Here is a 20090-nt window from a genome sequence, read left to right as displayed (position 1 = left end):
CGATCCCGGATCACAGCCGGTGCCGCTGGCCGTCACCGGCGCGCCGGGCGGCACGGCGGGCGGGTTGAGCGACAACCCGGAGGTCTGCGCGGGAACGGGCGCGACCGTAGTGGTGGGCGCAACGCTCGGTGGAACCGCCGCGGCCGTCGTGGTCGGCGGCGGAGCGGCCGGAACGGTGGTCACGACCGGCGTGGTCGGCGGCGGATTCGGCTGCGGCTGTGGCCGATTCCCGGTCGACGGCGGCACCGGCGTGGTGATCACCGGCGGCGGATTGGCCTGAGTCGTCGGGCAGTTACCGCTCGCGGGCTTGACCGACCCGTCGGGACAGTACTGCGGCTGCGCCGACGGACAGACCCCGCTCGACGGCTTCACCGAACCATCCGGGCAATACTGCGGCACCGCCGAAGGACAAATCCCGCTGTCCGGCTTGACCGATCCGTCGGGACAATATTGCGGCTGCGCCGACGGGCACACCCCGCTCGACGGCTTCACCGAACCATCCGGGCAATACTGCGGCACCGCCGACGGGCAGATTCCGCTGCGCGGCTTCGCCGAACCGTCGGGGCAGTATTCGGGTTGGGCGGAGGAGCAGACGCCGCTGGCGGGTTTGACCGAACCGTCTGGGCAGTACTCCTGTTTCGGGGTGATCGGGCAGGTGCCCCAGGTGGGCTTCTCCGACCCGTCCGGACAGTATTGCGGCACCGGTTTGTCGCAGGCGGTGCCGCAGCCGGGGGTTTTGGGTTCGCTGGTGATGGGGCCGTCGTGGGTGCCGCCGCCGCAGTCGGAGCAGCTGTACTTCGGCTGCACGGTGGGCGGATTCTCGGTAACGGACGGAACTTTCACCGGTGCGGTGTACTGTGGCGCCGAGATCGGCACCGTGGTGATCGGAACCTGTTGGGTGGCATCGGGATTGGCCCAGCCGACAGCGGCCGGCGTAACGAGCGCGATGACCGCCGCGACCAGGAGGAACAGCCGCAGGGTTCGGGGTGAAAATCTCACCGCGCGGGTTGGTTTCGCATGCCGGTCCCCACCGGCACGCCGAACAGAATACGGATGTGTCTTCATCGGCGTGACCCCTCGCTTGTTCGATGGTAAGGCCAACCGAGCCCGCCGCCCTGTCTATCGCGGCAACGATCACCCACGTTGACGCAGAAGACCGACCAGTCCAGTAAGTCGGGCGTTCCGGACCTACGATGCGAGTACCGACTGGGACGGCCGCCGCGCCGGAGAGGACAATCGTGAGCATGCATCGTGCCGCGCCGAAGAGCGATATCGACGAGTCGGACCTGACCGTCACCGCGCCGAAGACCGAGGCGGCGGGCATCAAGGCGGTCACGGTCGCACTCGAGCGCGCGGTCGAGGAGATGGGTGTGGTGCGCACCGCCCGCACGCTGACCCGGGTGAATCAGCGGCACGGCTTCGACTGTCCGGGCTGTGCCTGGCCGGAACCGAGCGGTCGCCGCCGCCCGGCGGAGTTCTGCGAGAACGGGGCCAAGGCCGTCGCCGAGGAGGCGACCCTGCGGACCGTCACCCCCGAATTCTTCGCCGAGCACTCGATCGACGACCTCGCTGGGAAGTCCGGCTACTGGCTCGGCCAGCAGGGCCGCCTCACCCACCCGATGGTGCTGCGCGAAAGCGACACCCACTACTCCCCCATCGCCTGGGACGACGCCTACCGCCTGATCGCCGACAACCTGCGCGCACTGGCTTCCCCCGACGAGGCTGTCTTCTACACCTCCGGCCGCACCGCCAACGAGACCGCCTTCCTCTACCAGCTGCTGGTCCGCAGCTTCGGCACCAACAACCTGCCCGACTGCTCGAACATGTGCCACGAATCCTCGGGCACCGCGCTGACCAGCTCGATCGGCATCGGCAAGGGCTCGGTGACGATCGACGACTTCAACAGCGCCGACCTGATCATCGTGGCCGGGCAGAACCCGGGCACCAACCATCCGCGCATGCTCTCCGCGCTGGGTGAGGCGAAGGCGCACGGGGCCAAGGTCATTGCCGTCAACCCGCTGCCGGAGACCGGGCTCATCGGGTTCAAGGACCCGCAGACCGTGAAGGGCTTCACCGGCGGCATCACCATCGCCGACGATTTCCTGCAGATCCGACTCGGCGGCGATATGGCCCTGTTCCAGGGCCTGGGCAAGCTGCTGTTCGACGCCGAGGACCGCAACCCCGGCACCGTGGTGGACCGCGCCTTCGTGGACGCACATACCGCGAGCTTCGCCGAGTACGAAAAGCACATGCGCGCAGTCGATCTCACCGTCGTCGAGGAGGCCACCGGCCTGTCTCGCGCCGACCTCGACCGCACCGCGCAACTGCTGGCCGAGTCCAAGGCCACCATCATCTGCTGGGCCATGGGCCTGACCCAGCAGGTGCACGGCGTCGCCACCATCGAGGAGGCCACCAACCTGCTGTTGTTGCGCGGCATGATCGGCAAGCCGGGCGCGGGCGTGTGCCCGGTGCGCGGCCACTCCAACGTGCAGGGCGACCGCACCATGGGCATCTGGGAGAAGATGCCCGAGACCTTCCTCGCCGCCCTGGACCGCGAATTCGGCATCGCCAGCCCGCGCGAACACGGCTTCGACACCGTCAATGCCATCCGCGCCATGCGCGACGGCGGCGGCAAGGTGTTCTTCGGCATGGGCGGCAATTTCGTCTCCGCCACCCCCGATACCGAGGTCACCGAGGCCGCGCTGCGCAATTGCGCGCTCACCGTGCAGGTTTCGACCAAGCTCAACCGCAGCCACGTGGTGCACGGGCGGACCGCGCTCATTCTGCCCACCCTGGGCCGCACCGACGAGGACACCCAGGGCGGTGTGCGCCAACAGGTTTCGGTCGAGGACTCGATGTCCATGGTGCACCTGTCCACGGGTCGACTCACCCCGGTCAGCGATCAGCTGCGCAGCGAGGTCGCCATCGTGTGCGAGGTCGCCGAAGCGCTGTTCGGACCCGAGCACTCGGTGCCGTGGACCGCATTCAAGGGCGACTACGACAAGATCCGCGACGCTATCGCGAATGTGGTGCCCGGCTGCACCGACTACAACACGAAGGTCCGGGGCCGCAACGGTTTCCAGCTCCCGCACCCGCCCCGCGATGCCCGCGAGTTCCGCACCGCCACCGGCAAGGCCAACTTCGCGGTCAACGACCTGCACTGGCTGCCGGTCCCCGAGGGCCGCCTCATCCTGCAGACGCTGCGCAGCCACGACCAGTACAACACCACCATCTACGGGCTCGACGACCGCTATCGCGGCATCCACAACGGGCGACGCGTGGTGCTGGTCAATCCCGAAGACATCACCGCCCTCGGTTTCACCGAAGACGATCTGGTGGACGTGATCTCGGAATTCGAGGACGGCACCGAACGCCGAGTCATCGCCTTCCGGCTGGTCGGCTACGCCACCCCGCGCGGTAATGCCGCCGCCTACTACCCGGAGACCAATCCGCTGATCCCGCTCGACCATGTCGCGCGGCGCTCCAACACGCCCGTCTCCAAGGCCGTCACCATCCGCCTCGAACGCCACATCCACACCGCATGAGCAGAGTCACCGCCCGTCGCCGCACGCTTCGCATCTCGCCGACCGGAATCATCACCCGCCCCGACACGCTCGCCGTGGAGGAACCGCTCGAAATCCGTACGGGCGGGCAATCATTGACGGTCACCATGCGCACCCCCGGCGCGGATATCGATCTGATCCACGGCTTCCTCTACGCCGAGGGCATCATCGATTCGGCCGAGGACATCGTCACCGCCCGCTACTGTGCGGGCACCGACGAGAACGGGCAGAACACCTACAACGTGCTCGATGTGCAGCTGCGCAACCCCACGCCGATCACGCCGCGCCCCTTCCTGACCAACAGCTCCTGCGGCCTGTGCGGCAAGACCGCCCTGGACGAAGTTCAGACCCGGCTGCGCCACCCGATTCCGTCGGGCACGCCGCGCATCGACGTCGACACCCTCGCCAAGCTGCCCACCGAATTGCGTTCCCGCCAACAGGTTTTCGACGCCACCGGCGGCCTGCACGGCGCGGGCCTGTTCACCGCGGACGGCGAGGCGCTGGCGGTGCGCGAGGATATCGGCCGCCACAATGCCGTCGACAAGCTGATCGGCTGGGCGATGCGCGAAAACCGGCTGCCCGCACACGATCTCATTCTCATGGTGAGCGGCCGCGCCTCCTTCGAACTGGTCCAGAAGGCCGTCATGGCCGGGATTCCGATCCTGGGTGCGGTCTCGGCGCCCAGTTCGCTGGCGGTGGATCTGGCCGCCGAATCCGGCCTTACGCTGATCGGCTTCCTGCGCGGCGAGTCCATGAACGTCTACTGCGGCGAGGACCGACTCGCTCTGTGAGCAGTCGCGTCCACAGGGTGAGCCGCAGGGGTTTCTTCGGGCCGCCCGGCTGTTAGGCTCCGCAGTAGAACACGTTTCACTTTTGATGGGAGTCTCTCCATGGCAGCGCAGCCCCGGGATGTCGTCGAGCAGTACGTGAAGTTGGTGGCCACCGGACCGACGTCCGCCATCGTGGACCTCTACGCCGAGGACGCGGTCGTCGAAGACCCGATCGGGACGCCCGAGCGTCGCGGCCACGAGGCCATCGGCGAGCTCTACAAGGCGCTCGAGAACCTCGACCGGGAGACCGAACTGCACACCGTCAGGGTGGCGGGCAATAAGGTCGCCGCCCACTTCACCCTGGTCACCGTGTCCAACGGGCACCGCATGACCCTCTCCCCCATCGACGTGATGGAACTGAACGACGAAGGCAAGATCGTCGCCATGCGCGCCTACTGGAGCGCCGACGACCTGAAGATGGAGCAGATCTAGCTCTCGGGCTTGTCCCCTCCCCCTTCCCGAATTACGGTGGCAGCACAGTGATTCGGCGAAGGTGGGAGGGCCTGTGCGGATCTCGTTGCGCGGCACCGGTGACGGAGTTCGGGTCAACTTCCGGCTGGAGGTGAACCGGCGCCAGTGGATGACACTGTTCGGCCTGCTGGGCTTCCTGACCGCGGTCGGCGTCGTCACCGGGCTGTGGGCGATCGTCGCACCCGAGTCCTTCTACGACAGTTACCCTTTCGGCCTGCACTGGGTGCGCGGCGACGGACCCTACAACCACCACCTGATCACCGATGTGGGCGCGTTCTTCCTGGCGCTCGGCGCGATCGCGGGGGCCGCGCTGTGGTACCGCGACAGTGTCATCGCCCGGGTAACCGGATTCGGCTGGCTGGTCTTCGGCCTACCGCACGCCATCTACCACCTCTTCCATCGCCCGGACGGGCTCACCACCCTCAGCTACACCTTCGATGTGCTCGGGGTGCTGCTGCTTCCGGTGCTGGCCCTGGCGATTCTGCTGGTCGCTCCGCGCGAACGTTTCCCGGTCCCCGAGCCCGCGCCCTTCACGCTCAAACTGCCGCGCCGGCAGCAGCCGCCCCGGCGATGAATTCTCGCGCGCCGCACCGTCGTAACAGGTGACCCGACCACACCGATTTTCGGAGTAACGGAGTAAAGGTTCAACGGCGAACCACGGGGGATCAACGGCGATTCTCACCACGGGCGCGATCGGCTCCACCGACCGTCACCGACTCCACGGCTCTCCCACGGTGTCGTCTCACCGGCGCAGAGAGCTCACAGGAGAACATCATGGAACTGTCGGTCACCCAGTTCGTCACCATCGACGGCGTCTATCAGGCGCCGGGTGGACCGGAGGAAGATCCGAGCGGGGGGTTCGCGCACGGCGGCTGGTCCGCACCCTATGACGACGACGTCTTCGGTGATCGCATCGTCTCGGTGTTCGAGCGCGTGGACGCCTTCCTCTTCGGCCGCAAGACCTACGAGATCTTCGCGGAGTACTGGCCGCAGCACAATCCGCCGGGCCATCCGATCGCGAACAAGCTCAACGACCTCCCCAAGTACGTGCCGACCAGCACCCTGGACAAAGCCGACTGGTCGGGAACCGAACTCCTGCACGGGGATCTGGTCAAAGAGGTCACCGAACTGAAGGCCCGCCCCGGCCGCGAACTCCAGGTCCACGGCAGCGGCGAACTCACCGCCTCGCTGCTGGCCGCCGGTCTCGTCGATACCTTGAACCTCTGGGTCTGCCCGGTCATCCTCGGCACCGGCAAGCGCCTCTTCACCGCCGACGCGCTTCCGGCCGCGTTCGCCCTCACCGAATCGCTGATCACCCCGAAGGGCGTCATCCTCGCGACCTACCGCAAGACCGGTGACCCGACCTACGGTCTCATGGGCGCTGAATAGCGGATACAAAAAAAACCGGCTCCGCGAGAATGATTCTCGCGGAGCCGGTTTCGTTCAGTTCAGGCTTACGCCGACTTTTCCCGACGCTCCGGGGTCTGACGCTTGCGCGGCACGATGGTCGGCAGCACATTGTCGTTCACCGTGTCGGCATTCACGACCACCTTGGCCACGTCATCCCGGCTGGGGATGTCGTACATGACCGGGAGGAGCACTTCCTCCATGATGGCGCGCAGACCACGAGCACCGGTGCCCCGCAGGATCGCCTGATCCGCGACGGCCTCCAGCGCGTCCTGGGTGAACTCCAGATCCACGCCGTCCATCTCGAACAGCCGCACATACTGCTTGACCAGGGCGTTCTTCGGCTCGGCCAGGATCCGGACCAGGGATTCCTTGTCCAGGTTGGTGACCGAGGCGACGATCGGGAGACGGCCGATGAACTCGGGGATCAGACCGAACTTGATCAGATCCTCGGGCATCACATCCGCGAAGTGATCGGCGGTGTCGATCTCGGCCTTGGAGCGAACCTCCGCGCCGAAACCGATGCCGCGCTTGCCCACCCGGTCCTGCACGATCCGCTCGAGACCCGCGAACGCGCCCGCCACGATGAACAGCACGTTGGTGGTGTCGATCTGGATGAACTCCTGGTGCGGGTGCTTGCGACCGCCCTGCGGCGGCACCGACGCCTGCGTGCCCTCCAGGATCTTCAGCAGCGCCTGCTGCACGCCCTCACCGGACACGTCACGGGTAATGGACGGGTTCTCCGACTTGCGGGCGATCTTGTCGACCTCGTCGATGTAGATGATGCCCGTCTCGGCGCGCTTCACGTCGTAGTCCGCGGCCTGGATCAGCTTCAGCAGGATGTTCTCGACATCCTCACCGACATAGCCGGCCTCGGTCAGCGCGGTCGCGTCCGCGATGGCGAACGGGACGTTCAGCATCTTGGCCAGCGTCTGCGCCAGATAGGTCTTGCCACAGCCCGTCGGGCCGAGCATCAAGATATTGGACTTCATCAACTCGACCGCTTCACCGCGGGAGTCCCGGCCCTTGTCGCCGGCCTGAATTCGCTTGTAGTGGTTGTAAACCGCCACCGCGAGGGTCCGCTTCGCGGCGTCCTGCCCGATCACATACTGCTCGAGGAAATCCCGGATTTCCGCGGGCTTGGGCAACTCGTCGAGCTTGACCTCGCTGGATTCGGCGAGCTCTTCCTCGATGATCTCGTTGCACAGGTCGATGCACTCGTCGCAGATGTACACCCCCGGTCCCGCAATGAGCTTCTTGACCTGCTTCTGGCTCTTTCCACAGAAAGAGCACTTCAACAGATCGCCGCCATCACCGATGCGCGCCATCTCCTGGGTCCCTACTTCCTTGTCCGCGTGCAACCGTCTGTCCCCGGTTGCCGGCGAGCTGCCTTCTTCGAGCGTATGCCGCGACCCCTGAGTTTGCGGATCCGGCGATTCGGCTGTGTGTTCCACGATGCCCGAAAACGAGCATCTGTGTTGGATCCAAAAGCAGAGCCGACAACCACGAGCAAAGGTCCCTAGAGTGACCGTACCCGCTTCTCGTGACCGAGGTCGACAACTTGGGCACGTTTCTCACCGGACATGTGCGTGGACTCACCCCTGCCCTGGGCGGCGAGGGTGAGTTGTGCCCCGTGGGAACACAACCCGGGCCCCGCCGCCCACCCGGATCACTTCTGGGCGCTGAGCTTGCGGTACTCGAACACCGTGTCGACGAGCCCGTATTCCTTCGCCTCGTCGGCGGTCAGGATCTTGTCGCGATCGGTGTCCTTGCGGATGACATCCGCGTCCTTGCCTGTGTGGCGAGCCAGCGTGGTCTCCATCAGACGACGCATGCGCTCGATCTCCGCGGCCTGGATCTCCAGGTCGGAGACCTGGCCCTGGATACCGCCCGAGGTGGACGGCTGGTGGATCAGGATGCGGGCGTTGGGCAGCGCGGCCCGCTTGCCGGGGGCGCCCGCGGCGAGCAGCACGGCGGCGGCCGAGGCGGCCTGGCCCAGGCAGACGGTCGCGACGTCGGCGCGCACGTACTGCATGGTGTCGTAGATGGCCATCAGCGCGGTGAAGGAACCACCGGGCGAGTTGATGTACATGGTGATGTCACGGTCGGGATCCAGCGACTCCAACACCAGCAGCTGCGCCATGATGTCGTTCGCGGAGGTGTCGTCCACCTGCGCGCCGAGGAAGATGATGCGCTCCTCGAACAGCTTGTTGTAAGGGTTGGACTCCTTGACACCGAAGCTGGAGTGCTCGACGAACGAGGGCAGGATGTAGCGGCCCTGCGGCATCTGCATCCCGTTGGAGCCGGCGGCGGCGAAGGTGATGCCCGCGGCCCGCGGATCGATCATGTTGGACATAAACGTCTCCAAAAGTCTGGGTGGGTGGGCTGCGGAACTAGTTCGCGTTCGCCTGGCTCGCGCGGCTGATCACGTGGTCGATGAAGCCGTACTCGAGGGCCTCGGCGGCGGTGAACCAGCGGTCGCGGTCGGCGTCGGCGGTGACCTGCTCGATGGACTTGCCGGTGAACTGCGACTGCAGCTCGTTCATCTCACGCTTGGTGTACGCGAACTGCTCGGCCTGGATCGCGATGTCGGCGGCCGAGCCACCGATGCCCGCGGACGGCTGGTGCATCATGATCCGCGCGTGCGGCAGCGCGTAGCGCTTGCCCTTGGTGCCCGCGGCGAGCAGGAACTGCCCCATCGAGGCGGCGAGACCCAGACCGTAGGTGGCGATATCGCACTCCGCCAATTCCATGGTGTCGTAGATGGCCATACCGGCCGTCACGGAACCACCCGGGGAGTTGATGTAGAGCGAGATGTCCTTGGTGGGGTCCTCGGCCGCAAGCAGGAGGATCTGCGCGCACAGCTTGTTGGCGATGTCGTCGTCGACCTGAGTGCCCAGGAAGATGATGCGCGATCGCAGCAGGCGCTCGTACACCGAATCACTGAGGTTCAGACCAGCAGTCGCGGATGTCATGTGCACCCCTGCCTGATGAATTGTCACGGATACCTGCCCTCTCTCAACGGCTCGGTTAACAAGCCACCAACTGATCACTTGAATGTTCCAGCGCTGACACAAACCCTAACGAAACAGGGCGGCACCAGACTCCCGGTACCGCCCTGCTTCGCTCACAGCGCAAACCTATACTGCGCTGCGTTCCTTGCTCTTACTTGGCCTCGACCTCGGCGGCCTCGGTGGCATCGGCCACGGTCGCGAGCTCTTCCGCGGAAACCTCTTCGGCCTCTTCGGCCGGGTTGCCGAACATCTCGGCGGTGTCCACGGTGTTGCCGGCGGTGTCGGTGACGGTGGCCGCGACCACGACACCGGCAAGGGCCTTGCCGCGACGCACGTCGGCGAAGACCGCGCCCAGCTGACCGGCCTGCTGGATCTGCTGGATGAACTGATCCGGGCTCATGCCGTAGCGCTGCGCCTGGAAGATGATCCGCTCGTACAGCTCGTCCTGGCCGACCTGGGTGTTCTCGGCCTCGGCGACCGCGTCCAGCAGCAGCTGGGTCTTGACCGACTTCTCGGCGGCTTCCTTGGTGTCCTTCTTGAACTCCTCCAGCGAGGAGCCCTGGGCCTCGAGGGCCTCGGCCAGCTTGGCCTCGTCGTGGTCGAAGCCGTGGACGGCGTCGTGCTCGACGGCGTCGACCTCGGCCTTGACGACACCCTCGGGCAGCGGGATCTCGACGGCCTCGAGCAGGGCCTCGAGGACCTTGTCGCGGATCTCGCCGGCCTGCTGGACCTTCTTGACGCGCTCGACGCGGGTCTTGAGGTCTTCCTTCAGCTCGTCGATGGTGTCGAATTCGCTTGCCAGCTGGGCGAAGTCGTCATCGGCCGCGGGCAGCTCGCGCTCCTTGACCGACTGCGCGGTCACGGTGATCACGGCTTCCTTGCCCGCGTGCTCGCCGGCGACCAGGGTGGAGTTGAAGTCCTTGGACTCGCCCTCCTTCAGGCCGATGAGGGCCTCGTCCAGGCCCTCGATGAGCTGGCCGGAGCCGACCTCGTGGGACAGGCCGGTGGTGGAGGCCTCCTCGACGGTCTCGCCGTCGACGGTGGCGGACAGGTCGATGGAGACGAAGTCGCCGTTCTCGATCGCGCGCTCGACCGACTTCAGGGTGCCGAAGCGGGCCTGCAGCGACTGCAGCTGCTCTTCGATGTCGGCGTCGGTGATCTCGATCGGGTCGACGGTGACGGCCAGGCTGGAGAACTCCGGCAGGGTGATCTCCGGGCGGATGTCGACCTCGGCGGTGAAGGCCAGCTCCTCGCCATCCTCGATCTTGGTGATCTCGATCTCGGGCTGACCGATGACCTTGACCTCGGTCTCGATGACGGCCTCGCTGTAGCGCTTCGGCAGCACGTCGTTGACGACCTGCTCCAGCACCGCGCCACGGCCGACACGGGCCTCGAGGAGCTTGGCCGGGGCCTTGCCCGGACGGAAGCCGGGGATCTTGATCTGCTGCGCGAGGGCCTTGTAGGCGCGATCGAAGTCAGGCTTCAGCTCCTCGAAGGGCACCTCGACATTGATGCGGACCCGAGTCGGGCTCAGCTGCTCGACGGTGCTCTTCACGGACATGCTCCTTGTTCGTTGTACATGGTTGACGTCTTGGTTCCCCCCAAACGCATCCTGCCCAGGTTAGTCGACCGTCGTCTGGGGCACGCAATCGGATGCGTACGGGCCGCGACGACTGATTTGCCGCCGACCGGGGTAACTCGTCGGGCACGCCCGAAACCCAGCCCGACACCGGACAGGCGGCCCGGGGCGGGACGGGTGGGGGCACCCGACGACCGGCAAAAGTCGCGGGGAGGCGGGGGAGCTAGTTACCGACCTTGACGGCGTCGGTCACGAAGACCAGGGTCTCGTTCGGCTTGATGCCGTGTCCGCCCTGGCCGTAGCCGAGGTTAGGCGGGATCACCAGCAGGCGGCGGGTGCCCTGTGTGATGCCGACCAGGCCCTGGTCCCAGCCCTTGATGACCTGGCCCGCGCCCAGCGTGAGATCGAAGGTCTGGCCGCGGCTGAAGGAGCTGTCCAGCTTCTTCTTGTCCGACCAGGTGATCAGCGTGTAGTTGGTGCTCAGCTGCTGTCCGGCGGCCGCGGCCGGGCCGGTGCCGGTAACCAGGTCCTTGGTGAACAGCTCGGTCGGCGGCGTGCAGCCGTCGGGCAGGGTGATCCCGGGGGCTTCGCCGAACCCGCCGGTCACGGTGATGGTGCAGTCCTTGCCGTCGGCCTGCGGCAGCGCGACGGTGAACGTCTGCGCCGGCTTGGCCGAGGTCGAGGCCGTCGAGGTGTCGGACTTGCTGTCGCTCTTGCTGTCGCTGCTGCCGCAACCGGCCACCAGCACCAGCGCGGCCGCGACCGCACCGATCGCACCGACCTTGCCCACCAAGCGCATTCCCGCTCCTGTCCGTCTGATCCGGATTGCCGCACGGATTGCGACGCCGCGCCGAACCTACACGGCGCGGCGGGTTCGCACCGGATCGCAGGGCCGGAATCAGGCGGCGCGCACCAGCAGTGCGTACTGGGCGCTCGCCTTACGGTGCGCGGTGGTTTGATCCGGGCCGGAGACGACGGCCAGGTAGCGGCCGTGCAGGACGAGGCAGGTGACCACGTCGCCGTTCGATGCCGCGACCGGGTCACTCAGGCACAGCGCGTCCGGTATCCCGGACGGCGACGCTGCCTTGAACTGCGGCACCGTCGAGGCCTCCCGCTGACGCAGGGCCTTGCGCGCGGCGACCGCGTCGGCGAACCGCAGCAGGTGGGTCGAACCCACGACCGCCATGGCCTCCGGGGCGGTGTCGCCGAATCCCGACCAGGCGGCGGCCTCGACGGGCCCGTAGACCACCCCGGTCGCATCCCGTTGCCCACCCCACCCGGCGATACGACCGTCGTCGTGCACGAAAAGCTCTGGGTAGGGCCATTTTCCGGAGTCGGCGGGTAGGGCGCGGCTGATCATGCCGTCGGGATCCAGCGGGAGTGTTGGCAGCGCTTCGGCGGCGGTGGGCGCGAAGGCGTCCAGCCGGGGCAGTTCGGCGTCGAACGCGGCCGTGGCCAGGGCGCGCAGCGCCTCGCGATCGGTGGTCGGCGCGGTCAGGTACAGAGTGACGACGAACGGGCCGTGCGCAAGGGTGGCGGCCATGCTCGCCACCCGCGGCCGCCAATGTCCGTAGGTGGCAAAGTAATCGGGAAACCCGACGTCGACATTCTCGCGGGCGACCTTGGCATCGACCGCGTCGAGCTGCCGAGCCGCATCGATGGCGGCGACGTTGTCCCGCATCCGCAGCACGGTGAGCCGCACCGACCGGGCCTGCCCCGCCTGCGGCGTCCCGGACTCGGCGTCGGTACCGCCGATGCTGAAACCGGCAAGCATGCCGAAGCGAGCGAGGGTGTCCACGTTGACGTCGGCGAGAATGCCGACGGTCGCGGCGGGTGTCGGAAGCGGTGCGGCCGCAATGGCGCTCAGCGCCGGATCGATCACGCGCGGCGACACCACCGCCGCCGACATGCGCGCCGACTCCAGCAGTCCGCCGTATGCGGTGTCCGGTGGTGCGGACAGCGTCTGACCGCCGTAGCCGGTCAGATCGAGCCCGCCGAGATCCGGTTGCGTAGCGCGTGGTGTTCCGGCGATCGCGCAGGCGCTCGCCAACACCGCCACCGCCAGGCATGACGCCTGCCCGGGCCGTGTACGGCGAAGCCTCCCCGTGCTGCGACCACCGGTGAATTCCTCCCCTGGAAGCATCTTTTCGAGTGTGAGCCGGACCCGCTACATGGGCAACCGTTCAACTCGATATCGTTGCCGATTCGATTTCATTGCGGGACTGCGGGATACGCGAACACACACAAATATGTTTGCCGGGCCGACGCTATTACGGGAGCATCGCAGGATGCTGTTGACGATTTCTTGTACGCGACCCGATGACGCCGCCTGGCCTGCCAGCGACTTCGGCTTTCTGCTGCACAAGAATCCCGCCCGCATACAAACTTTCGAGCAGTCCTACGGCGTCGCCCACGTGCTGTATCCCGAGGCGTCCGAGCAGCGCTGCACCGCTGCATTGTTGCTGGAGATCGATCCGGTCCGGCTGGTGCGCGGGAAATCCAAGGGGACACCCGAATTCAGTCTCGGTCAGTATGTGAACGACCGCCCGTACGCGGCGTCGTCGTTGCTGTCGGTGGCGATCTCGACGGTATTCGGGACGGCCCTGCACGGGCGCTGCGCGCAACGCCCGGAATTGGCCGAGACCCCGCTACCGTTGCGCATCGAACTCCCGGCGGTGCCGTGCAAGGGCGGCGTGGAATACGCCGAGCGGGTGTTCGCACCGCTGGGCTGGAATGTGGTGGCCACTCCCCTGCCGCTGGACCCGGCGTTTCCCGAGTGGGGTGACTCGCATTACCTGCGGCTCGAACTCACCGGCACGCTGCGGCTTTCCGATGCGCTGTCGCACCTGTATGTGCTGCTGCCCGTGCTCGACGGCAGCAAGCACTACTGGCTCGACGGCGCCGAGATCGACAAGCTGCTGCGCTTCGGCGAGGGCTGGCTGGTCGGGCACCCGGAACGGGAGTGGATCACGCGTCGCTACCTGACTCGGCGGTACACGCTGGTTCGTACGGCCCTGGCCCGGCTAGCGGAGCTGGACGATGCGGAGCCGGAGGAGTTGGACGCGGTTGAGGTCGAACTCGACGACGACGCATCGGAAGCGGCTGCGGCGGGCACCGATTCGACCGGGTCCGAGCCGGGTACGGCCGAGACCGCGGCGGACGAGCCGGGACAGTCGCTCGCGGTGCTGCGGCGGCAGGCCGTGCATCGGGCGTTGTCGGCGGCCGGGGCCAGCAGGGTGCTGGATCTCGGGTGCGGGCAGGGGGCGTTGCTGCGAGAGCTGGTGGCGGACCGGGCCTTTACCGAGATCGTCGGGATCGACGTGTCGATGCGGGAGCTGCACATCGCGGCGCGACGCATGCGGCGGTTGCCGGAGTGGCAGTCGCGGCGGGTCACCGTGCGGCAGGGCGCGCTCACGTACACCGACGCCTCGCTGCGCGGGTACGACGCGGCCGTGCTCATGGAGGTGATCGAGCACGTGGACGCGCCGCGGCTGGCGGCGCTGGAGCATGCGGTGTTCGGGTCGGCCGCGCCGGGCGCGGTGCTCGTGACGACACCGAACAGCGAGTACAACGTGCGCTACGAGACCCTGCACGCGGGCACGTTCCGGCATACCGATCACCGATTCGAGTGGAGCCGGGCAGAATTCGCGGACTGGGCGCGGCGGGTCGGTGAAACATACGGGTACGCCGTGCGATTCGAGCCGATCGGGCCCGAGGATGCGGAAGTGGGGGCGTCGACACAGATGGCTGTGTTCACGAAAGACGGAAACAACGACAGCGACGAGAAAGGAGCCGCGTAATGGCTGAGCTGTCCATCCCGGTGCTGTCGCTGGTCGTGCTGATCGGCTCCAGCGGGTCCGGGAAATCGACGTTCGCGCACCGGCACTTCCGGTCGACGGCGATCCTGTCCTCGGATGCCTACCGGGGGCTGGTGAGCGATGACGAGGCCGATCAGTCGGCCACCAACGAGGCGTTCGAGCTGCTGCATCACGTCGCGGGCGTGCGGCTGCGGCGCGGGCTGCGCACCGTCATCGACGCCACCAATGTGCAGCCGAAGGCGCGACAGGCGCTGGTGGAGCTGGCGCGCGCCCACGATGTGCTGCCGGTGGCGATCGTGCTGGACGTGCCCGAGGCCGAGTGCGTGCGCCGCAACGCGCTGCGCGTGGACCGCGCGGATCTCGGCCCACACGTGGTGAACCGCCATCAGCGCGATCTGCGGCGCTCGCTGAAGTTCCTGGAGCGCGAGGGTTTCCGCAAGGTGCATGTGCTGCGCGGTGTCGAGGAGATCGACGCGGCGAGTATCCGCGACGAGCGGCTGTGGAACGACAAGTCCGATCTCACCGGGCCCTTCGATGTGATCGGCGATGTGCACGGCTGCCGTAGCGAACTGGAGACGCTGCTCGACGAGCTCGGCTACCTCATCGCCCGCGACGAGGACGGCCGGGCGGTGGACGCACGGCATCCGGAAGGCCGCACCGCGGTGTTCGTGGGCGACCTGGTCGACCGCGGGCCCGACACCCCGGGCGTGCTGCGACTGGTCATGGGCATGGTGGGCTCCGGAAACGCCTTGTGCGTCACCGGAAACCACGAGTTCAAGCTGGTGCGCGCGCTCGACGGCCGCCGGGTCAAGGTGGCGCACGGGCTGGCGGAGTCGCTGGCCCAGCTGGAGGCCGAGGACGCCGAATTCCGCAAGACCGCACAGGAATTCATGCGCGGCCTGGTCAGCCACTACGTGTTGGACGGCGGCAAGCTGGTGGTCGCGCACGCCGGGCTGAAGGAGGCGTACCACGGCCGTACTTCCGGCCGGGTGCGTGAGTTCGCCATGTACGGCGAATCCACCGGCGAGACCGACGAATACGGCCTGCCGGTGCGCTACCCGTGGGCGAGCGACTACCGCGGCAAGGCGCTGGTGCTCTACGGCCACACGCCGATGACCGACCTGGTGTGGGTGAACAACACCCTGTGCCTGGACACCGGCGTGGTGTTCGGCGGTCGCCTGACCGCGCTGCGCTACCCGGAACGCGAGCCGGTTTCGGTTGCGGCCGAACAGGTCTGGTTCGAGCCGGTGCGTCCGCTGGAGGCCGGAGTCTTCGCCACCGGCGAGGCGGTCGTGCAGCGGGATCCGGGCGTGCTGGATCTGGACGACGTGCTCGGCCGCCGGGTGGTGGAGACCCGCCACCTCGGCCGGGTGAACGTCCGCGAGGACGCCGCGGCGGCCGCGCTCGAGGTGATGAGCCGCTTCGCGGTGGACCCGCGCTGGCTGGTGTACCTGCCGCCGACCATGTCGCCGTGCGCGACCTCCACCCTGGACGGCTACCTGGAGCATCCGGCCCAGGCCTTCGAGTACTACCGCTCCGAGGGCGTGGACACCGTGGTGTGCGAGGCCAAACACATGGGTTCGCGTGCGGTGGTGGTGGTTTCGCGGTCGGCGACGGCCGCACGGGACCGCTTCGGCATCGAGGACAGCTCGACCGGCGCGGTGTACACCCGCACCGGCCGCCCCTTCTTCGACGATCCGGCGCGCACCGAGGCGCTGCTGGCCCGGGTGCGAGCCGCGGCCGAAACCGCCGGGCTGTTCGAGGAATTGGGCACCGACTGGCTGCTGCTGGACACCGAACTGCTGCCGTGGTCGGCCAAGGCGATGGGCCTGCTGCGCAGCCAGTACGCGGCGGTCGGCACGGCCGCGCGCGCCTCGCTCGCACAGGCCACGAACGTGCTGGCGGCAGCGGCCGAAAGGGGTTTGGACGTAGGCGATCTCGCGACGCGCACCGACGCGCGCCGCGCGGACGCCGACGCCTTCACCACCGCCTACGGCCACTACTGCTGGCCCACTGACGGTCTCGACGGCGTGCGCCTGGCCCCGTTCCAACTGCTGGCCGCCTCCGGCGCGAATCTCGCCGGGCGCGACCACAACTGGCACCTGGAGCGCATCGACCGCCTGGTCACCGCCGACCCGGAGTTCTTCACCCCCACCGACCGCCGCGTAGTCGACCTCACCTCCCCGGAGGCCGAGGCCGAGGCGACGGCCTGGTGGATCGAACTCACCACGGCCGGTGGCGAGGGCATGGTGGTGAAACCCCTGGCGTCACTGGTCACCGGCACCGGCACCCGCAGCGGCCGCCCGGTGCAGCCGGGCGTGAAATGCCGTGGCCCGGAATACCTCCGGATCATCTACGGCCCGGAGTACCTGCGCCCCGACCAGCTGCAGCGGCTGCGTTCGCGCAACCTCGGCGGCAAGCGTTCGATGGCGCTGCGCGAATACGCCCTGGGCCTCGAGGCCCTGGACCGCTTCGTCACCCGGGAGCCGCTGTGGCGGGTCCACGAGGCGGTGTTCGCGATCCTGGCGCTGGAGACCGAGCCGGTCGACCCGCGCTTGTAGGGCGCTCAGGCCAGGTGATCGTGGAGGCGAGTCAGGTAAGGGCGCTGGCCCTTACCCAGCTTGTCCTCCGCGGTCGCCAGGTCGAACCACTCGGCCCGGTCGATCTCGGGGAATTCCGCCATGCGACCGGAGCGTGGGGGCCATTCCATTTCGAAGGTGCCGGGGACGACCTGGGTCGGGTCGAGGTCGGCTTCGACTGCCCAGACGGTGAGTTGTTTCTTGCCGCGGCCGCTGCCGTATTCGACCTCGCCGAGCGGAATCCAGTCGCCGTCGGGAACCGGTAGGCCGAGTTCCTCGCCGAATTCGCGGCGGGCGGCGGCGGGGGCTTCCTCGTCGGCGGGGTCGTATTCGCCCTTGGGGATGGACCAGGCGGAGGCGTCCTTCTTGGCCCACAAGGGGCCGCCCATGTGTCCGAGGAGCACTTCCAGCCGATCGGTGCGGCGGAAGAGGAGGACTCCGGCGCTGAATCTGAGGCTCATGGGAAGGAGTTTGCCGAATCGGCGGGCGGGGGTGCACGTCGGGCGCTAGTGTCGGCGACACTGCGGCAATCCGGACGTCCAGGATAATCTCCCGATAACGGATGAATAGTTCCCGTCGGACATCTTGCTGCCGAAACCTATTCGGCATCTGTACCTTCCATTACGCTCCAGGCTTTGGACCTGCACCACACCTGATGATGGATTGGATAGCGCATGGAGTTCCGCACCGCCTCCGCGGCTGCCACCCTGGTGATCGGCGCACTCATCACCCCCGCCACGCTATGGCCGGGCGCTTCCCCGGCGAACGCCCAGCCCGCCGTCACCTCGCCCGACGCGCCGCATCTGACCTACTCGGCCAAGATGGTGGACAAGACGATCGTCACCACTCTGCGCGGCGGCACCTTCGAACTTTCGCAGCAGTCCGACGCTGCTCAGCCCGGCGCGGACGCCGCGCAACCGGGCAGCATTGCGGCCCGCCCCGTCGACGTGGTCACTGTGAAGGACTCCGACGGCAAGGTCCTGCTCACCCTGCCCCTGCAATTCCATCTGGGCCCCATCGACATTCCGGTCAAGCCCGAACTGCAGGAGAACAACACCGTCCTGGCGCTCACCCCGGACAAGCCGTCGGGCCTCTCGCTCACCGGCCCCCTCGCCGTGAAACCCGTTGCCTCCCAAGCGGAGAACGACCGCGCCCTGGGCAGCTTCGCCCAGCAGTTCGGCTTGGCCACCACCATCGGCACCTTCGTCGGCACCGCGATCGGTGCCACCATCGGCTGTATCGCCACCCTGGCCGCGGGTTGTCTGCCCGGTTTCGCCACCGGCGCGACCATCGGCGGCATCATCGGCACCATCGCCCTGGGCAGCCCCGTCCTGATCGCGTCGGGCATCGACCTGCTCAGCACCTGGCAGGCCCCCGATGGCACCACCCATTGGTCGGACAAGAAGGCCACCCCGGCGGCCACTCCGCAGCCCGCCACTCCGCAGCCTGCAGCCCAGCCCGCGAACTAACCTCACCCCGTCATTCCGGCGTGCTTTTTGGCCGGAATCCACAGCAGCCGTGTGGATCCCGGCCAAAAGCGCGCCGGGATGACGAGATCTCTCAGGCCGGTGGGATCGGGACCCGCCAAACGACCGTAGTACCGCGGCCGTCCAACCCGAGGCCGACCTCCACCACGCCGTCGAGTTCGGTGGCACGTTCGGCGATATTGCGCAGGCCGCCGCGCCTGGGCGCGTCACCGACGCCGATGCCGTTGTCCGCCACCGAGATCCGTAGTTCGCCGCGGGCCACACAGACGGTCACGTCGATGCGGGTGGCGTCGGCGTGGCGGACCGTGTTGGACAGTGATTCGCGCAGTACCGCCAGCGCCTGGCGGGCGGTTTCGGGCGGGACGACGGTGTCGATCGGCCCGTCCTGGTGCAGGCTCGGGGTGAAGCCCAGGTGGCGGGCAGCGGTGGTGACCAATTCGCTGATCTCGCTGCGCAATCCGCCCTGCCCACCGTTGGCCGATTGCAGCGAGAAGATGGTGCCGCGAATGTCCTGAATGGTGTCGTCCAGGTCCGCCACCACCCGTTCCAGGCGATCGGCGATATCGGCGCTGGGTTGCAGCCGCAGTGCGCCCTGCAAGGCCAGCCCCGAGGCATAGATGCGCTGGATGACCGAGTCGTGGAGGTCGCGCGCGATACGGTCGCGATCCTCCATGACCGCGATCTTGGCGGAGTCCCGCTGTCGCCGCGCCGTCTCCTGCTGAACCCGCTCGTACATGCGCACATTGGTGATCTTGACCGCGGCGATGACGGCCAGCGCCTCGATGATCCGCTCGTCCTCGTCGCTGAAGCCGCCGCCGCGCTTGTTGGTGAGATAGAGGTCACCGAGCACGCGCCCGCGGTAGCGGACCGGCACGCCGAGGAAGCTGCGCATGGACGGATGCCCCTCCGGCCAGCCCTCGAACGCGGGATGTTTGGTGAGGTCGGCCAATCGCACCGGGTCCTCGCCCGCCAGCACCGCGCCGAGTACGCCCCTACCGCACGGCCAGTGCCCGATGCGGTCGATGGTCGCCTGGTCCATGCCGACCGGAACGAACTGCGCCAGCCGCCGTTCCCCGGAGCCTTCGTCGGGTTCCAGCAAGCCCAGCGCACCGTATTCGGCGTTCACCAGCCGGACGGCCGCGGTCACCAGCTGCCGCAGCACCAGATCCACGTCGAGGTCCGAGACCACGGTGTACACCGCTTCGACCAGGTCGTGCAGCCGCTCCCGGGATGCGGTCAGCTCCCGCAATTCGTCGGGTACGACGCCCCACGACTCATCGGACATGAACCACAGGCTACCCACCGGTTACCTGAGGACATTTGTCTCTGGGACCGGGTGTCG

At 67.6% G+C, this 20090-nt stretch carries 18 protein-coding genes; 10 read left to right on the top strand and 8 right to left on the bottom strand.

Features of this window, described 5'->3' with window-relative positions:
- The first annotated feature begins 19 nt into the window (after positions 1–19).
- From ACYVN4_RS29530 to ACYVN4_RS29500, 7 genes are all read left to right on the top strand, one after another.
- Entirely contained in the window at positions 20–280 is a 261-nt protein-coding gene (locus ACYVN4_RS29530) for a hypothetical protein (protein ID WP_460725277.1), read from the top strand.
- Positions 281–427: 147 nt separating this feature from the next.
- Positions 428–1147, top strand: coding sequence for a hypothetical protein (locus tag ACYVN4_RS29525; RefSeq protein ID WP_460725276.1), 720 nt, complete (start codon positions 428–430; stop codon positions 1145–1147).
- A 97-nt stretch (positions 1148–1244) separates the two neighbouring features.
- Positions 1245–3545 carry an FdhF/YdeP family oxidoreductase gene (locus ACYVN4_RS29520; RefSeq protein WP_460726730.1) on the top strand — a complete coding sequence of 767 codons (2301 nt, stop codon included), beginning with the start codon at positions 1245–1247 and terminating at the stop codon, positions 3543–3545.
- Entirely contained in the window at positions 3542–4354 is an 813-nt protein-coding gene (fdhD, locus tag ACYVN4_RS29515) for a formate dehydrogenase accessory sulfurtransferase FdhD (protein ID WP_460725275.1), read from the top strand. The genes ACYVN4_RS29520 and fdhD overlap by 4 nt, the downstream gene beginning before the upstream one ends.
- A gap of 99 nt (positions 4355–4453) precedes the next feature.
- A complete protein-coding gene (locus ACYVN4_RS29510) occupies positions 4454–4825 on the top strand; it encodes a nuclear transport factor 2 family protein (protein WP_460725274.1) in 372 nt (123 codons plus the stop codon).
- A gap of 73 nt (positions 4826–4898) precedes the next feature.
- Complete coding sequence (locus ACYVN4_RS29505; protein WP_460725273.1) at positions 4899–5438, top strand: hypothetical protein; 540 nt, start codon at positions 4899–4901, stop codon at positions 5436–5438.
- A gap of 200 nt (positions 5439–5638) precedes the next feature.
- The gene (locus ACYVN4_RS29500; protein ID WP_460725272.1) at positions 5639–6253 is read left to right on the top strand and encodes a dihydrofolate reductase family protein; all 615 of its coding nucleotides are present in this window, start codon (positions 5639–5641) and stop codon (positions 6251–6253) included.
- Positions 6254–6318: 65 nt separating this feature from the next.
- Here ACYVN4_RS29500 and clpX read toward each other — a convergent pair whose 3' ends face one another.
- From clpX to ACYVN4_RS29470, 6 genes are all read right to left on the bottom strand, one after another.
- On the bottom strand, positions 6319–7599 hold the full coding sequence (gene clpX, locus ACYVN4_RS29495; protein WP_379357211.1) for an ATP-dependent Clp protease ATP-binding subunit ClpX: 1281 nt from the start codon (positions 7597–7599) through the stop codon (positions 6319–6321).
- Between the two features lie 341 nt (positions 7600–7940).
- Positions 7941–8564: an ATP-dependent Clp protease proteolytic subunit gene (locus ACYVN4_RS29490; protein WP_379358286.1), complete on the bottom strand. Its 624-nt coding sequence runs from the start codon at positions 8562–8564 to the stop codon at positions 7941–7943.
- 100 nt (positions 8565–8664) lie between these two features.
- Positions 8665–9246 (bottom strand): ATP-dependent Clp protease proteolytic subunit, encoded by a 582-nt coding sequence (locus ACYVN4_RS29485; protein ID WP_460725271.1) that lies wholly within the window; start codon positions 9244–9246, stop codon positions 8665–8667.
- A gap of 190 nt (positions 9247–9436) precedes the next feature.
- Positions 9437–10840 carry a trigger factor gene (gene tig / locus ACYVN4_RS29480; RefSeq protein WP_460725270.1) on the bottom strand — a complete coding sequence of 468 codons (1404 nt, stop codon included), beginning with the start codon at positions 10838–10840 and terminating at the stop codon, positions 9437–9439.
- A gap of 247 nt (positions 10841–11087) precedes the next feature.
- Positions 11088–11663, bottom strand: a complete 576-nt coding sequence (locus ACYVN4_RS29475) for an FKBP-type peptidyl-prolyl cis-trans isomerase (protein ID WP_460725269.1) — start codon at positions 11661–11663, stop codon at positions 11088–11090.
- Positions 11664–11762: 99 nt separating this feature from the next.
- Positions 11763–13007: a DUF7373 family lipoprotein gene (locus ACYVN4_RS29470; RefSeq protein WP_460725268.1), complete on the bottom strand. Its 1245-nt coding sequence runs from the start codon at positions 13005–13007 to the stop codon at positions 11763–11765.
- A gap of 145 nt (positions 13008–13152) precedes the next feature.
- Between ACYVN4_RS29470 and ACYVN4_RS29465 the strand changes: the two genes are divergently transcribed.
- A complete protein-coding gene (locus ACYVN4_RS29465; protein ID WP_460725267.1) occupies positions 13153–14664 on the top strand; it encodes a 3' terminal RNA ribose 2'-O-methyltransferase Hen1 in 1512 nt (503 codons plus the stop codon).
- A complete protein-coding gene (locus ACYVN4_RS29460) occupies positions 14664–17243 on the top strand; it encodes a polynucleotide kinase-phosphatase (protein WP_460725266.1) in 2580 nt (859 codons plus the stop codon). Before ACYVN4_RS29465 ends, ACYVN4_RS29460 begins: the two co-directional genes overlap by 1 nt.
- Positions 17244–17248: 5 nt before the next feature.
- Here ACYVN4_RS29460 and ACYVN4_RS29455 read toward each other — a convergent pair whose 3' ends face one another.
- On the bottom strand, positions 17249–17722 hold the full coding sequence (locus ACYVN4_RS29455; RefSeq protein ID WP_460725265.1) for an NUDIX domain-containing protein: 474 nt from the start codon (positions 17720–17722) through the stop codon (positions 17249–17251).
- A 213-nt stretch (positions 17723–17935) separates the two neighbouring features.
- Between ACYVN4_RS29455 and ACYVN4_RS29450 the strand changes: the two genes are divergently transcribed.
- Entirely contained in the window at positions 17936–18730 is a 795-nt protein-coding gene (locus ACYVN4_RS29450) for a hypothetical protein (protein WP_460725264.1), read from the top strand.
- Between the two features lie 91 nt (positions 18731–18821).
- Here the strand turns inward: ACYVN4_RS29450 and ACYVN4_RS29445 are convergent, their stop codons facing one another.
- Positions 18822–20033, bottom strand: a complete 1212-nt coding sequence (locus ACYVN4_RS29445; protein ID WP_460725263.1) for a GAF domain-containing sensor histidine kinase — start codon at positions 20031–20033, stop codon at positions 18822–18824.
- Positions 20034–20090 lie beyond the last annotated feature (57 nt).

Source organism: Nocardia heshunensis (assembly GCF_054782115.1).
The sequence above is the reverse complement of the archived record's forward strand: the minus strand, read 5'-3'. Positions and strand labels throughout refer to the sequence as shown.